The organism is Brevibacterium sp., from assembly GCF_022712115.1.
GTDB lineage: Bacteria > Actinomycetota > Actinomycetes > Actinomycetales > Brevibacteriaceae > Brevibacterium > Brevibacterium salitolerans.
On record NZ_JALAHB010000256.1, the window covers coordinates 1 to 14,283 of the forward strand.

16 protein-coding genes and 1 tRNA gene are annotated in these 14,283 nt (G+C 70.9%); 10 read left to right on the forward strand and 7 right to left on the reverse strand.

Features of this window, described 5'->3' with window-relative positions:
- Positions 1 to 876 (forward strand): DUF6350 family protein (locus tag Q0A33_RS15165; RefSeq protein ID WP_291798719.1); only part of this gene is annotated, 876 nt, incomplete at its 5' end.
- 9 nt (positions 877 to 885) lie between these two features.
- On the opposite strand, the gene Q0A33_RS15170 is transcribed toward Q0A33_RS15165, so the two are convergent.
- The gene (locus Q0A33_RS15170; RefSeq protein ID WP_291798721.1) at positions 886 to 1,374 is read right to left on the reverse strand and encodes a hypothetical protein; all 489 of its coding nucleotides are present in this window, start codon (positions 1,372 to 1,374) and stop codon (positions 886 to 888) included.
- Positions 1,375 to 1,450: 76 nt separating this feature from the next.
- On the opposite strand from Q0A33_RS15170, the gene purN reads away from it, so the two are divergent.
- The 4 genes from purN to Q0A33_RS15190 all read left to right on the forward strand — a co-directional run bounded on the left by purN (position 1,451) and on the right by Q0A33_RS15190 (position 4,444).
- Positions 1,451 to 2,062 carry a phosphoribosylglycinamide formyltransferase gene (gene purN, locus Q0A33_RS15175; RefSeq protein ID WP_291798724.1) on the forward strand — a complete coding sequence of 204 codons (612 nt, stop codon included), beginning with the start codon at positions 1,451 to 1,453 and terminating at the stop codon, positions 2,060 to 2,062.
- A 100-nt stretch (positions 2,063 to 2,162) separates the two neighbouring features.
- Positions 2,163 to 3,713 carry a bifunctional phosphoribosylaminoimidazolecarboxamide formyltransferase/IMP cyclohydrolase gene (gene purH, locus Q0A33_RS15180; RefSeq protein ID WP_291798727.1) on the forward strand — a complete coding sequence of 517 codons (1,551 nt, stop codon included), beginning with the start codon at positions 2,163 to 2,165 and terminating at the stop codon, positions 3,711 to 3,713.
- 13 nt (positions 3,714 to 3,726) lie between these two features.
- Positions 3,727 to 4,059, forward strand: a complete 333-nt coding sequence (locus Q0A33_RS15185) for a hypothetical protein (protein ID WP_291798730.1) — start codon at positions 3,727 to 3,729, stop codon at positions 4,057 to 4,059.
- 169 nt (positions 4,060 to 4,228) lie between these two features.
- Positions 4,229 to 4,444, forward strand: coding sequence for an Rv0909 family putative TA system antitoxin (locus Q0A33_RS15190; protein ID WP_291798733.1), 216 nt, complete (start codon positions 4,229 to 4,231; stop codon positions 4,442 to 4,444).
- A 69-nt stretch (positions 4,445 to 4,513) separates the two neighbouring features.
- On the opposite strand, the gene pcrA is transcribed toward Q0A33_RS15190, so the two are convergent.
- The gene (gene pcrA / locus Q0A33_RS15195) at positions 4,514 to 6,994 is read right to left on the reverse strand and encodes a DNA helicase PcrA (protein ID WP_291798736.1); all 2,481 of its coding nucleotides are present in this window, start codon (positions 6,992 to 6,994) and stop codon (positions 4,514 to 4,516) included.
- Between the two features lie 100 nt (positions 6,995 to 7,094).
- A complete protein-coding gene (locus Q0A33_RS15200; RefSeq protein ID WP_291798739.1) occupies positions 7,095 to 7,451 on the reverse strand; it encodes a hypothetical protein in 357 nt (118 codons plus the stop codon).
- Between the two features lie 52 nt (positions 7,452 to 7,503).
- Here Q0A33_RS15200 and Q0A33_RS15205 point away from each other — a divergent pair.
- The 5 genes from Q0A33_RS15205 to pth all read left to right on the forward strand — a co-directional run bounded on the left by Q0A33_RS15205 (position 7,504) and on the right by pth (position 12,105).
- A tRNA-Gln gene (locus tag Q0A33_RS15205) sits at positions 7,504 to 7,575 on the forward strand.
- A 73-nt stretch (positions 7,576 to 7,648) separates the two neighbouring features.
- A complete protein-coding gene (glmU, locus tag Q0A33_RS15210) occupies positions 7,649 to 9,124 on the forward strand; it encodes a bifunctional UDP-N-acetylglucosamine diphosphorylase/glucosamine-1-phosphate N-acetyltransferase GlmU (RefSeq protein ID WP_291798741.1) in 1,476 nt (491 codons plus the stop codon).
- Positions 9,121 to 10,092, forward strand: a complete 972-nt coding sequence (locus Q0A33_RS15215) for a ribose-phosphate diphosphokinase (RefSeq protein WP_291798743.1) — start codon at positions 9,121 to 9,123, stop codon at positions 10,090 to 10,092. Before glmU ends, Q0A33_RS15215 begins: the two co-directional genes overlap by 4 nt.
- Before the next feature lie 573 nt (positions 10,093 to 10,665).
- The gene (locus Q0A33_RS15220; RefSeq protein ID WP_291798746.1) at positions 10,666 to 11,316 is read left to right on the forward strand and encodes a 50S ribosomal protein L25/general stress protein Ctc; all 651 of its coding nucleotides are present in this window, start codon (positions 10,666 to 10,668) and stop codon (positions 11,314 to 11,316) included.
- A 192-nt stretch (positions 11,317 to 11,508) separates the two neighbouring features.
- A complete protein-coding gene (gene pth, locus Q0A33_RS15225; protein ID WP_291798749.1) occupies positions 11,509 to 12,105 on the forward strand; it encodes an aminoacyl-tRNA hydrolase in 597 nt (198 codons plus the stop codon).
- A gap of 129 nt (positions 12,106 to 12,234) precedes the next feature.
- On the opposite strand, the gene Q0A33_RS15230 is transcribed toward pth, so the two are convergent.
- The 4 genes from Q0A33_RS15230 to Q0A33_RS15245 all read right to left on the reverse strand — a co-directional run bounded on the left by Q0A33_RS15230 (position 12,235) and on the right by Q0A33_RS15245 (position 14,237).
- Positions 12,235 to 12,936, reverse strand: coding sequence for a 4a-hydroxytetrahydrobiopterin dehydratase (locus Q0A33_RS15230; protein WP_291798752.1), 702 nt, complete (start codon positions 12,934 to 12,936; stop codon positions 12,235 to 12,237).
- The gene (locus Q0A33_RS15235) at positions 12,933 to 13,553 is read right to left on the reverse strand and encodes a rhomboid family intramembrane serine protease (RefSeq protein ID WP_291798755.1); all 621 of its coding nucleotides are present in this window, start codon (positions 13,551 to 13,553) and stop codon (positions 12,933 to 12,935) included. The genes Q0A33_RS15230 and Q0A33_RS15235 overlap by 4 nt, the downstream gene beginning before the upstream one ends.
- A 124-nt stretch (positions 13,554 to 13,677) precedes the next feature.
- Entirely contained in the window at positions 13,678 to 13,944 is a 267-nt protein-coding gene (locus Q0A33_RS15240; protein ID WP_291798758.1) for a type II toxin-antitoxin system RelE/ParE family toxin, read from the reverse strand.
- 20 nt (positions 13,945 to 13,964) lie between these two features.
- Complete coding sequence (locus Q0A33_RS15245) at positions 13,965 to 14,237, reverse strand: ribbon-helix-helix domain-containing protein (protein ID WP_291798761.1); 273 nt, start codon at positions 14,235 to 14,237, stop codon at positions 13,965 to 13,967.
- Positions 14,238 to 14,283 lie beyond the last annotated feature (46 nt).

Sequence of the window (14,283 nt, forward strand, 5' to 3'; positions counted from 1 at the left end):
CTGCTCGTGGGCGCCTGCGCCGCCGGCCCGCTCGGCACCGCCCGCTTCCTGACGGTCCTGCTGTGCGCCGGCCTGCTCGCCTTCCTCCGACCGGCGCGCTCGCGTCGTGAGCGCAGGGCGGAGCGCCGGGCGCGCCGCGCGGCTCGCAGAGAGCAGCCCCCGGGCCGGGTGCGGCGGGATCCCGGTGCCGAGGCCGCGTGGGCGCACCGGCTCACCGGCTGGGCGGAGCCGCGCGTGGGCGAGGACTGGGCGGCGGCCGCGCTGCGCGGGCTGCGGCTGACCGGCCGCACCTGGGTCGCCTTCGGCATCCTCGCCCTCCTGCTCGTGGGCACCGGGCTCGTGCTGGGCCGCACAGCGGTGGGCACGGCCCTCGACGCCTACTCCGATCCGGCGGCCGCGGCCGTGGGGCTCACCCTGGTGCAGCTGGCCTTCGCCCCGACCATCGGCCTGCTGGCGCTCTCGTGGGCCTCCGGTGCGGGGATCTGGATGTCCTCGACGGTGCTCGCCTCACCGTCCGCGGGCTTCGAGGGGCCGGTGCCGGCGGTCCCGGTGCTCGCCCTGGTGCCGGCCGATCCGCCGGCGTGGTGCGGCTTCCTCGTCGTGGCGCCGGTCCTCGCCGCCGTCCTCGCCGCGGCGGCGAGGAGGGAGTGGACGGACGGGCTGGACTGGCGGACGCTCGTCGTCCACACGGCGCTCATGTGCGTCTCGGCCGGTGCCGGTGCGCTGTTCTCCCGCGGCGGGATCGGTCCGGAGGGGCTGGAGCAGTTCGGCGCGCCGGTCCTGCTCATGACCGCCCTGCTCACCGCCTGCGCGGCGGTGGGTGCGGCGGCGGTGTGGGGGCTGCGCCTGCTCGCCGAACGCAGGGGCGAGGAGTGAGGCGCCGGGTCAGCTCTGCGAGCCGGGGAGGGGCTGACCGGTGAGCTTCTCGAACCAGTCCGCCACACCGCTGCTGTAGTCGTTCTGGCAGGTCGCCTGCGCCTGTTCGGTGAGTGCGTGCGAGACGCAGTCCTCGAACTCCTGGCGCAGCGGCCAGATCGCCGCCGTGGACGCAGCGGAGACGAGGACGTATCCGGCCACGAGGATGCCGATGACGCCGGTGACGATCGCCTGCGCGGCGTTCCCGGCGCGCACGCCGGCGACGATGCTCATGACCGCGCAGACGATCGCGGCCACGGCGAGCACGCCGGAGACGATGACGAAGGGCAGCGGCAGCAGGGAGGTGAGCACCGCGCCGGCGAGGAGCAGCGTGAGGACGAGGCCCAGTTTCACGGCCCGCTTCTGGGGGCCGGTGGGCTCCGGTGTCCCTCCCGTGCCGGGATCCTCCGTGCCCGGGGTGCGGGTGCGGTCTTCGTCGGTCCTGTTCGGTGTGCTCACCGGATCAGTCTCCCACATCCTGCTCCGTCCCGGACGCGGCGGGCCGACGGGGACGCGGCCGTCTAGACTGTGGCCCGTGCGCTGCGTACTCCTTGCCTCCGGTTCCGGAACCCTCACCCAGGCCGTCCTCGATGCCCATGCCGGCACGGGGACCGGCGTCGACGTCGTCGCCGTCGGTTCGGACCGCCCCCGGGCGCAGGTGCTCGACCGTGCGCGCGCGGCGGGGGTCGAGACCTTCGCGGTCCCACCTGCGGAGCATGCGGACCGCTCCGCCTGGAACTCGGCGCTCACGGCGGCCGTGGCCGCCTACGCCCCTGACTGGGTGGTCTCGGCCGGTTTCATGCGCATCCTCGGCGAGGAGTTCGTGGACCGCTTCGCCCACCGCATCATCAACACCCACCCTGCTCTGCTGCCGTCCTTCCCCGGCGCCCACGGCGTCAGGGACGCGCTCGCCTACGGGGTGAAGGTCACCGGCACGACGATCCACCTCGTCGACGCGGGCACGGACACCGGGCCCGTCATCGCGCAGTTCCCCGTGCCGATCCGGGAGGACGACGACGAGGACTCGCTCCACGAGCGGATCCGCGCCGTGGAGCGGGCCCGCCTCGTCGAGCTGCTGGGCCACCTCGCCTCCGCCGGCCTCAGGGTGGAGGGCCGGAGGGTGACGGGATGGAGCCCCGTCGAGTAGGCCCGCTCCCGCCACCCATGCTCCCCGCACGACGCCCCGGCAGCCGTGCGGGACACACACCAGACAGCCGGATCCGCGAGTTCCAGGAGGACAGAAGACCGTGAACGCAGCCCGCCCCATCCGCCGCGCCCTCATCAGCGTCTACGACAAGACAGGTCTGGAGGAGCTGGCCCGCGGTCTGCACGCCGCCGGCGTCACGATCGTCTCCACGGGCTCCACCGCCGCGCGCATCGCCGATTCCGGCGTGCCGGTCACGCCGGTCGAGGAGCTCACCGGCTTCCCCGAATGCCTGGAGGGGCGGGTGAAGACCCTGCATCCCCGCGTGCACGCCGGCATCCTCGCCGACACCCGCAAGCCGGACCACCTCGCCCAGCTGGAGGAGCTGGGTGTGGAGGGCTTCGACCTGGTGGTCGTCAACCTCTATCCCTTCACGCAGACGGTGGCCTCCGGTGCGGGCTTCGACGAGTGCGTCGAGCAGATCGACATCGGGGGCCCCTCGATGGTCCGCGCGGCGGCGAAGAACCATCCCAGCGTGGCCGTCGTCACCCGCCCGGAGACCTACGCGGAGGTCGTCGAGGCGGCCGCGGGGGAGGGCTTCGGCCTGGACCGCCGCACACAGCTCGCGGCCGAGGCCTTCGCCCACACCGCCGCCTACGACGTCGCCGTGGCCTCCTGGCTGGCGGAACAGACCGCGGCGGAGTCCGCACTCCCGGCCTTCGCCGGTCTGGCCGGGGAGAAGACCGCTGATCTGCGCTACGGCGAGAACCCGCATCAGGCGGCCGCCGTCCATGCTCTGCCGGGCGCGGGAGGCACGGCGAACGCCGTGCAGCTGGGCGGCAAGGAGATGTCCTTCAACAACTACCAGGACATCGACGCGGCCATCCGCGCCGCCTATGACTTCGCGGAGCCGGCCGTGGCGATCATCAAGCACGCCAACCCCTGCGGTATCGCCGTGGGCGAGGACATCGCACAGGCGCACCGGCGTGCGCACGCCACGGACCCCGTCTCCGCCTACGGCGGGGTGATCGCCGCCAATCGCGAGGTCACGCTGGCCATGGCGGAATCCGTCAAGCCGATCTTCACGGAGGTGCTCGCCGCTCCCTCCTTCGCCGCGGACGCGCTCGAACTCCTGCGGACGAAGAAGAACCTGCGCCTGCTGCAGCTGGGCGAGGTGGAGCGCGAGATCACGGAGCTCAAGCCCATCTCCGGAGGCTTCCTCGTGCAGGAGCGCGATCTGCTCCAGGCCGAGGGCGATGCGCCGGAGAACTGGACGCTGGTGGCCGGCGAGGCCGCGGACGTGCAGACGCTCGCGGATCTCTCGTTCGCCTGGCGTGCCTGCCGCGCCGTGAAGTCCAACGCCATCCTGCTGGCGAAGGACGGCGCGGCCGTGGGCGTGGGCATGGGCCAGGTCAACCGCGTCGATTCCGCCAGGCTCGCCGTCGAGCGCGCCGGTGAGGAGAGGGCTGCGGGCTCCGTGTGCGCCTCCGATGCGTTCTTCCCCTTCGCAGACGGCCCCCAGGTCCTCTTCGACGCAGGCGTGAAGGCGATCGTGCAGCCCGGCGGCTCCATCCGGGACGAGGAGGTCGTCGCGGCGGCACAGGCAGCCGGGGTGACGATGTACGTGACGGGGTCGCGTCATTTCTTCCACTGAGCATCCGCGCCACGTGAGGGCGTCCCTGCCGCGCACCGGCCGCGGCAGGGGCTGGTTCTCCAAGCGCTGGATCTACTGGAAGCGGCGGTACTCGGATCCCACCCGCCGCGACTGGGTGATGCTCGCGGTCCTCCTCGCGATCCTGCTGGCCCTTGCGCTGTCCCCGGTGAGCTTCCGCCTCACGGGGGGAGTGCTGGCCGCGGTGCCTGCGGGGATGGGCGTGCTCCGCCTCCTGGGCGACGAATGGGCGGCCACGGTGCGCAACCGCGACCGCGGTTTCGATGCGACGCTCCTGTTCGCCGTCGCGGTGCTGCTCGCCCTGCTGACCGTCACGGTTCCGGGCTGAGCGGGACGGCGGGACCGGGGCAGTCTGTGAGGCCCCTGTGCGATCCGCGCGAGATGCCCGCAGATCGTGGGGCCGGCGACGCCGACCGTTGCGCCGGTGCCCGCGGCCTGGAAGGCTCGGGGGTGAAGCCGCCGGACGAAGGCGGTCCCCAGCCGACAGGAGGTGCCGCATGGGATTCGGCGACATTGCGAACAAGGCCAAGGACGCTCTCAACTCGGACAAGGCGGAGCAGATCACGGACACGGGTCTGGACAAGGCCGCCGCGGCCGCGGACAAGCTGACCGGCGGCAAGTACACCGAGCAGATCCAGAAGGGCCGTGACGCGGCCGACGAGAAGATCGGCAACCGCGGTGCCGACGGCGGGCAGGCGGACTCCCGCCCCTGAGAGGTCGCACACCACAAGAGAAGGCCGGTCCCCTGCGCGGGAACCGGCCTTCGCCGTGAACGGGAGTCCTCAGAGCTTCTCCACCGGGGCGTAGCGCATGAGGAGACGCTTGGTGCCCTCCGAACCGAAGTCCACGACCGCGACCGTCTTGTCCCCGGCGCCGTTGACCTCCACGACGGTGCCGAGTCCGAAGGAGTCGTGGGAGACGCGATCGCCGGCCTCCACGGACACCATCTCGCGCTGCGGCCGGATGCGGTTGGGGAAGCCGGTGCCCGGCCGGCTCGAGGCGCTCGCGCTCCGGCTGCCGCCCGCACCCCCGAAGCCTCCCGAGGCGGCAGCGCCGAACAGCCGGTCCGCACCACCCGTGGACCCTCCTCCGCCGTAGGCCGCGCCGTACGCACCCGCGCCGCCCGCGCCGAGGCCGCCGATCCCGCCGGAGCCGGTCGACTCCCAGTCGATCAGCGCTTCCGGGATCTCCGCGAGGAAGCGGCTGGGCGGGTTGTACTGCGGCTGGCCCCACTGGCTGCGCGTCTCCGCCCGCGTGAGGAGGAGCTTGCGCTTGGCGCGGGTGAGCCCCACGTAGGCCAGCCGGCGCTCCTCGGACATCTCCTGGGAGGAGGTGAAGGAGCGCTGGTGCGGGAACGCCCCGTCCTCCATGCCGGTGAGGAACACCACCGGGAACTCCAGGCCCTTCGCGGTGTGCAGGGTCATGAGGGTGACCTCGCCGCCGTCCTCGTCCGGCAGGGAGTCCGAGTCCGAGGAGAGTGAGACCGCCTCGAGGAACTCGTCCAGGGTGCCCTCGCCCTCGTGCTGCGCATCGAACTGCTCCGCGACCGCCACCAGCTCCGCCAGGTTGTCCACGCGTGATTCGTCCTGCGGGTCCGTCGACTGGGAGAGCGAGGCGAGGTACCCGCTCTGCTCCAGGGCGGCCTCGAGCACGGGTGCCACCCCGCCGGCCTCGGCCACGCCCTGCAGATCCGCCATGAGGGTGAGGAAGGTGCGGATGGGGCCGAGGGAGCGCGAGGTGATGCCGATCGCGTTCTCCGCGTCCTCCAGCGCGGTGCGGAAGTCCGTCCGTTCGCGTTCCGCGTGTGCGGCGACGAGGGCCTCCGTGCGATCGCCGATCCCGCGCTTGGGCTCGTTGAGCACGCGGCGCAGGTTCACGTCGTCCGCCGGGTTCGCCACGGCGCGCAGATAGGCGAGCGCGTCCTTGATCTCCTTGCGTTCGTAGAATCGGGTGCCGCCCACCACGCGGTAGGGCATGCCGGCCCGCACCAGCGCGTCCTCGATCGCACGGGACTGGGCGTTGGTCCGGTAGAACACCGCGAAGTCGCCGTAGCTCAGCCCGTGCTCGTCCCGGAGCTCGTCGATGCGCTCCACGACGAAGCGCGCCTCCGCCTGCTCCGTCTCCGCGACCCAGCCTGTCACCTTGTCGCCGTCGCCCCGGTCCGTCCACAGCCTCTTCTCCCGCCTGTCCGGGTTGTGGGAGATGACGGCATTGGCCGCGGAGAGGATCGTCTGGGTCGAGCGGTAGTTCTGCTCCAGCAGGATGGTGCGCGCCTGCGGGAAGTCCTTCTCGAACTCGACGATGTTGCGCACCGTCGCCCCGCGGAAGGCGTAGATGGACTGGTCCGCGTCGCCCACCACCGTGAGCTCTCCTGTGGGCGCGGGCAGATCCGCTCCCGCGAGAGCACGGATGAGGCGGTACTGCGCGGGATTCGTGTCCTGGTACTCGTCGACGAGGATGTGCCGGAACCGGGCGCGGTAGTTCTGCGCGAGCGCCTCGAAGGCCTCCAGCAGGTGGACGGTCTCCATGATGATGTCGTCGAAGTCCAGCGCATTGGCCCGCCGCAGCCGCTCCTGGTAGCGGCGGTAGACGTCTGCGACCTCCGCCTCGTGGGCACGCTCACCCGCGGTCGCGGCGAAGTCCTCCGGCGTGAGGAGGTCGTTCTTGAGGTTCGAGATGCGGCTGCGCAGGGCCCGGGGCGGGTGCTTCTTGGGGTCGAGGTCCGCCTCCCTCGCCACCTGCGTGATGAGGCGCAGGGAGTCCTGTGCGTCGTAGATCGTGAAGTTCGACTTCATGCCGAGCGTGGCGGCCTCGCGCCGCAGTATCCGCACGCAGGCGGAGTGGAAGGTGGAGATCCACATGCTGCGCGCGGCGGGCCCCACCAGGGAGGCGACGCGCTCCTGCATCTCCTTCGCGGCCTTGTTCGTGAAGGTGATGGCGAGGACCTCGCCGGGCCGTGCCCGTCCGGTGCGCAGGGCATAGGCGATCCGGCGCGTGAGCACGCTCGTCTTCCCGGAGCCGGCGCCCGCCACGATCAGCAGCGGCGAGCCCGTGTGGAGGACCGCCTCCCGCTGCGCGGGATTGAGCCCGTCCAGCAGAGCGTCCGCACCGGAGGCGGCACCCGCAGGGCCGGGGGCATGACCGACGGCGGTCTCCGCGGGGTCTCCGGCGGAGCCTGCGGCTGCCGGCGGAGCGTCTGCGGGCGCGGCGTCCGGGTGTGCGGGGCCGGTGAGAGCGGAGAGGAAGTCGAACGGCGAACTCATAGTGCTCACGAACCTATCAGCGGGGACGGACGCAGCCCGGAGGCACGAGGCGTCCGGGCTGCGGGGAAGGAGAGAGGGCGGTTCAGCGCGGGGTGGACGCTCAGGTCCAGAAGACCGCGACCGCGACGGCGGCGACGGCAGCGACGACAGTGCCGTGGGCGAGCCCCGCGGAGGTTCCCTCTCCCGGTGCGGCCTTCTCCCGGCGGTTGCCCAGCAGGGCGAGGACCGTCACCGCGAGGGCGAGGACGAGCTTCACAGCGATCTTCGCGTGATCGACATCTCCCGGTCCCATCTCCGCGACGCCCACCAGTGCGAGGCCGGTGAGGAGCTGGAGGAACGAGGCGTGCAGCATGCCGGGGATGACCCGCGGGGCCTTCACATTGGCGAAGTAGCCGCCGATGATGAGAGCCATGCCGAGCAGGTGCAGGAAGAGGAGGATGAGACGGAGGATTTCCATAGCGCTGAGTCTAGTGGCAGGATTGCACCCGGTGCTGGGCGGCCCCGCGCAGTCCGCCCTGGTGTAATGGCAGCACGCCGGCCTTTGGAGCCGTGCAGTCTAGGTTCGAGTCCTAGGGGCGGAACTCCTCCGCCGGCCGCGGGGTGCGGCAGTGCGCACCACGCAGCGAAACCGATCCACGAGGAGCTTTAGAGCATATGGCGGACCACTCTCCGGCAGCGGTGATCGTCCTCGCCGCAGGCGAAGGCACCAGGATGAAGTCCGCGACGCCCAAGGTGATGCACCCCATCGCCGGGCGCTCCCTCCTCCATCACGCGATCAGCGCGGCGGCCGGCACCGAGCCCGAGCACCTCGTGGTGGTCCTGCGCCACGCCCGCGAGCAGGTCGCGGCCCACGTGGAGCACGTCTCCGCCTCCGTCCGGCGCTCCGTGCTCATCGCGGACCAGGACCACGTCCCGGGCACCGGCCGCGCCGCCGAATGCGCCCTCACGCAGCTCCCGGAGTCCCTCTCCGGCACCGTGGTCGTCACCTACGGGGACGTCCCCCTGCTCACGACCGCGACCCTCGAACAGCTCATCGCCCACCACGAGGAGCAGGGCAACGCCGTCACCGTACTGTCCGCACAGGTGAGCGATCCCCACGGCTACGGCCGGATCGTGCGTGACGCCGCAGGGGGCCTCGAACGCATCGTCGAGGAGAAGGACGCGGACGACGCGGTCCGGGCCATCACCGAGATCAACTCCGGCATCTATGCCTTCGACCTCGCGGCCCTGCGCCGTGCGCTCGCCCAGGTGAGCACCGAGAACGCCCAGGGGGAGAAGTACCTCACGGACGTCATCGGGATCGAGCGCGAGGCGGGCTCCCGCGTGGCCGCCTTCACCACCGAGGACGTGTGGCAGGTCGAGGGGGCGAACGACCGCGTGCAGCTCGCGCAGCTGGGCCGGGAGCTCAACCACCGGATCGTGGTCGCCCACATGCGCGCCGGCGTCACGGTGGTGGACCCGGAGACGACGTGGATCGACGCAGACGTCGTCATCGCCCCGGACGTGACGGTGCTCCCGGGCGTGCAGCTGCACGGAGCGTGCGACATCGCCACGGGCGCGGTGATCGGCCCGGACACGACGCTGGCGGACACCGAGGTGGGCGAGGGCGCACAGGTGATCCGCACCCACGGTTCGCTCGCGGTGATCGGCGCGGGCGCCTCGGTGGGTCCCTTCGCCTACCTGCGCCCGGGCACGGAGCTGGGTCCGGAGGGCAAGATCGGCACCTTCGTCGAGACGAAGAACGCGCAGATCGGCGCCGGGTCCAAGGTTCCGCACCTCACCTATGTGGGGGATGCGACGATCGGCGAACAGTCCAACATCGGGGCCTCCTCCGTGTTCGTCAACTACGACGGCGTGAACAAGCACCGCACGACGATCGGCTCGCACGTGCGAATGGGCTCGGACACCATGTACATCGCCCCCGTGGAGGTGGGCGACGGCGCCTATTCCGGTGCCGGCGCGGTGATCACCGAAGATGTTCCTGCAGGGGCGCTGGCCATCAGGGAAGGCCGGCAGCGCAACATCGAAGGGTGGGTCGTGCGTAAGCGACCGGGCACCCCTGCGGCACAGGCGGCCCAGCTGGCCGCGGACAGCGAAGGTCCCACCGCGGATAAGGAGTCCCGATCGTGAAGTCGATCACCACAGCAGGCGAGAAGAAGCTCGTCCTCGTCGCCGGACGCTCCAACCAGGAGCTCGCCCAGCAGGTCGCCGAGAGCCTCGGCACCGAGCTCCTGGAGACTGACGTCTACAACTTCGCCAACGGCGAGATCTACGTGCGGTTCGGCGAGTCCGTGCGCGGCTGCGACGTCTTCGTCATGCAGTCCCACTCCGCGCCCATCAACGAGTGGGTCATGGAGCAGCTCATCATGGTGGACGCGCTCAAGCGGGCCTCCGCCAAGCGGATCACGGTGATCGCCCCGTTCTTCCCCTACGCCCGGCAGGACAAGAAGCACCGCGGCCGCGAGCCCATCTCCGCCCGCCTCATGGCGGACCTGTTCAAGACCGCCGGCGCGGACCGCCTCATCACGGTCGATCTCCACACCGCGCAGATCCAGGGCTTCTTCGACGGCCCCGTCGACCACCTCGTGGCGATGCCGATCCTCTCCGACTACGTCAAGCGGAACTATCCCGGCGATCTCGCCGTGGTCTCCCCGGACGCCGGGCGCATCAAGGTGGCCGAGAACTGGTCCGCCTCCCTGGGGGGCGTGCCGCTGGCCTTCATCCACAAGACCCGCGACATCACCCGGCCCAACGAGACGAAGGCCAACCGCGTGGTGGGCGAGGTCGAGGGCCGCACCTGCGTGCTCGTCGACGACATGATCGACACGGGCGGGACCATCGTCCAGGCCGCCGAGGCGTGCATGGCGGCCGGTGCGAAGGGCGTCATCATCGTCTCCACGCACGCCGTGTTCTCCGGCCCCGCGGTGGAGCGCCTGTCGAGCTCCGTGGCGGAGGAGGTCATCGTCACGAACACCCTCCCGATCGAGGACGAGAAGCACTTCGACAAGCTCACGGTGCTCTCGATCGCCCCGCTGCTCGCGCGTGCCGTGCACGAGGTGTTCGAGGACGGCTCCGTCACGAGCCTCTTCGACATCTGAGCATCCCTGCTGTGCGCCTCCGCTCCGTGCGGAGGGCCCGAGACCCCGTTCCGGCATGCGCCGGGACGGGGTCTCGCCGCGTCTGCGGGTCGGGAAGCGTGGGGACGAGGATGCCCCGTGCGGTGCGGACTCCAGATATTCGTCTGCTTTCTGTCCATCGCTGAGCAGGCGGCATCGCTCTTCGGTGAGGGGTTGCCGTTCGATGGAGGCGCTGCTCGCAGCTTGGGCCTCATACTCCAGGCAGTCGTGAGGCATGGTGGGCGGCCTCGTGCCCACATGAGGGATCGCATGATCGCTGCTGCGGCGGCCGCGAATGATGTGCTGTTGCTTACGCTCAACGCGGCCGACTTCCAAGGGCTTGAAAGCGTTGTGGAGGTCGTGGAGCCGGTGTGAAGGCCCGTTTGGCGTGGCGGGGCAGTGCGCGTATCCTTGTGGGGTTGCCTCGGCGAGGGAAGCCCACATGGCTTCCGTGATCGACGCGGTGCTCTCAGCCTCCTCCCGGCCGTTCGCCGGTGCAGGTGCGGTTCCACGAGCAGCGTCCGCCGTGGTCCCGTCACCACGAAGGAGAAGACAATGGCTGACACCATCAAGCTGCTCGCCGCGAAGCGCGAGGAGTTCGGCAAGGGAGCGTCGCGCCGCGACCGCCGCGCGGGCAAGATCCCCGCAGTCCTCTACGGCCACGGCACGGAGCCGGAGCACCTGCTGCTCGAGGGCCACGCCACCATGCTCGCGCTGCGCAACGCCAATGCCCTGCTGGAGCTCGAGAACGCCGAGGGTACCCGCAACGAGCTCGCGCTCCCCAAGGACGTCCAGGTGCACCCGGTCTCCCGTGAGATCGAGCACGTCGACCTCATCATCGTCAAGCGCGGCGAGAAGGTCGAGGTCGAGATCCCCGTGCACGTCGTGGGCGAGGCCGCCCCCGGCACGCTGGTCTCCCACGAGGCCACCACCCTGCTGCTCGAGGCCGACGCCCTCAAGCTGCCTGAGCACGTCGAGGTCAGCATCGAGGGCCGCGAGGCAGGCGAGCACGTCTACGCCGCCGATGTGGTGCTGCCCAAGGGCACGACGCTCGCGGGCGACCCGGAGCTGCTCGTCGTCAACGTCTCCGCCGAGATCTCCGAGGCGCAGCTCGAGGCCGAGCTCGAGTCCGACGCGGTCGAGGGTGACGCCGTCCCCGCTTCGCAGGAGGACGAGGGCCCGGCGGAACCCGCCGACAAGGAGTGAGCCGCTCGCGGCCGGCGGAACAGCGCCCGGCTGCGTGATCGCACACCGCTGAGGGGCGGGGCCGCACGGTCCCGCCCCTCAGCCGTGAGGCCTCCTCTGCAGTGATCGCGGCGGAGACGGCATCCGGACGCGGGCGGGTGCAGAAGCACCGGCAGTTCCGGGAGAGACAGCAACGGGGGAGAGGACGGGCAGATGGCGGAGGACACGTGGCTGATCGTGGGGCTGGGCAATCCCGGCTCCCGCTACGCCGGGACGCGGCACAACATCGGCTATCTCGTGGTCGACGAGCTGCTGGAGCGCATGGGTGCGGCCCTCACGAAGACGCGCTTCCAGGCGACCGCGGCGAGCGGGCGGCTGCCCGGCAGCGGCGGGCTGCCGGGACCGCGGGCGGTCCTCATGCGCGCCGCCGCGTACATGAATGAGTCCGGACAGGCGGCGGGCGCCCTCGCACGCTTCCATTCGATCCCCGCCTCCCACGTCATCGCCGTCCACGACGACGTGGACCTCGACTTCGACACGGTCCGGCTCAAACGCGGCGGGGGAGAAGGCGGTCACAACGGCCTCCGCTCGCTCACCCGGCACCTCGGGACCAGGGACTACCTGCGGCTGCGAGCAGGGGTGGGCAGGCCGCCGGGGCGCATGGACACAGCCGACTACGTGCTGGCCCGCTTCTCCAAGGACGAGCAGCAGACCCTGCCGATCTTCGTCTCCGATCTCGCCGACGCCGTGGAGCAGCTCACGGCGGAAGGCCTCGAAGCCGCACAGCAGCGCTTCCACAGCCGCGGCTGAGGGGAACTGACGCGCAGGCGTCCCGTCCTGAGCCGCCGCCTCACTCTCCTGCCGCCGGGGCTGCCCGGAACGGCTGCTGCACCAGCCCGGAAGGGCCGGTGCACCCGCTGCGGAATCGCCGGTGCAGCCTTACCGTGAGGCGGCTGTGCAGATGCAGGCGCGGTTGCCGTCCGCATCCTCGAGCACGGTGAAGCTGGGGGCCTGGGAGTCATCGGCGACCCGCCCACCTGCGTCCACAACTGCACGGATGCGCGCCGGTGCGACGGCCTCGGGCAGCCAGAGGTCCACGTGCAGGCGCTGGTGCGGAACCTCGTGGGGCTCGCAGTCCTGGAACCACAGAGTGGGGAGCTGACCGCTGGGGTCGACGACCTCCCCGCCGGTGAGGCGATCCGGTTCCCCGGTGAGGAGTGCGGACCAGAACGGGAGGATCTCGTCCCTGCGCGCGGTGTCCAGTCCGAGTTCCATGACGGCAGGCGCCGCGGGGAGCGCAGCCACCCCCGCCTCCCGGGCGAGCGCGCTGATCCGCGCGGCGAGACCGAGGTCCCGGTCCGTCACCGCACCGGTGTCATGGCTGGTGAGGCGCACATCGAGGTGCGGGTACGTGAGCGTCAGATCCGGGTGGTGGTTCGCTGCCTCCGCCGCGTCGCCGATCTTCTGGGCGAGGGCGAGGCCGGCGGCGAAGTTCCCGGTGGCGAAGCGCGCCCGGATGGACCCGGGAAGCACCTGCCAGTCCTCGAGGCCCGCCTGCGCGAGCGCGTCCAGGAGTCGCTGGCTCCGGTACGCGTTCTCCTGCTGGTCCTGCTCCGGTGTCCGTCCCTGTTCGGCAGTCATGCCCGCATGCTACGCGCCGGCCGCGGCGCTCCGGAACGCCTCAGGAGCAGTCCCGCACACACCCCTCCCACTGCGCCGGACAGATGCCCCTGCCAGGAGACTCCGGGGCTCACGGGCAGCACGCCGGTGAGCATCGAGCCGCCGTAGACCGCGACGACGAGCACCGCGATGACGATCTGCAGGACGCGCCGCCCGCCCGGCGGCGTGCGCTTCACCCTCACCAGCAGGTAGGCGAAATAGCCGAAGACCAGGCCCGAGGCCCCCACCGTGACGGTGCCCGGCACGGCGAGCAGCCAGGGGCCCACTCCGCCCACCAGGGCGACGATCGCCGTCACGGCCCAGAAGCGGCGCCCGCCCTCGGCGGCGACCAGGATCCCGAGCACGAGGAACGGGACGGAGTTGGCGATGAGATGGCTCCACGTGGAGTGGAGCAGCGGTGCGAGGAGGATGCCCTGCAGATGAGTCACGTCCCAGGCGCGGATGCCGAAGACCTCGAAGCTGCCGGGCAGGACGGCATCGGCCGCCTCGACGACCCACATGAGCGCCAGGAGGAGGACGGGCGGCAGGAACCGGGCGAGGGCGGAGGCGGGGGCTGAGGAACCCGAGGTCTGCGGCATCCTCCCATTCTCTCCGAGGATTCTGGGTGCGGGATGCTGGGTGGCGGCGAGGGTGGTGGCGGTGGCACGACTGCTGTTTCGATCGGTCTGTGGGCGACTGGCAGGCACGAGGGCCGCAGCAGTGTCAGCCTTCGTAGATTGCGCTCCGGTGGTCTGTATCAAGTGCGACGATGGCCAATTCGCCCCGGCGCATATCGATGATCGTCCGGTAGTCGCCAGTCCGAATGTGCCAGAGGCCTTCGAGGGGCCCAGTCATCGGTTTGCACCGCACAGAAGGATCTTCCAGTGTGCAGAGCCCGTAGAGCTTGACGAGGATCCGCCGCTGCACGTGCCGGTCCAGCTTGCTCAGAGCCTTGTCGAACTTATGGGTGCGGATCACGTCGTAGGTCATGATGGAGTGGTGCGCGGCGGTTACTCGGCGGCCTCGGCACGCGCCTCAGCGCGCAGCTCCTCCGGATCGAACCCGAGCTCGCGTGTCAGTTCGTCCAGGGGGCCGGTTTCAGCAACGCCTGCGCGGGCGGCTTCTGCATGCGCAGCAAGATCGTAGGCCCACTCGATGCCGCTCAGGTGCTCTTCCAGCGCCTCACGCACGTAAAAGGACTTGGGTCGCTGCGTCGATTCAGCGAGCCGGTTCAGGCGGTCGTTGAGATCCGCCGGCAGGCGAAGCGAGATGGTGTCCGACATGTAATACATTGTCCACCGCCAGTCCTCCGACCACAAGAGCCGGCTC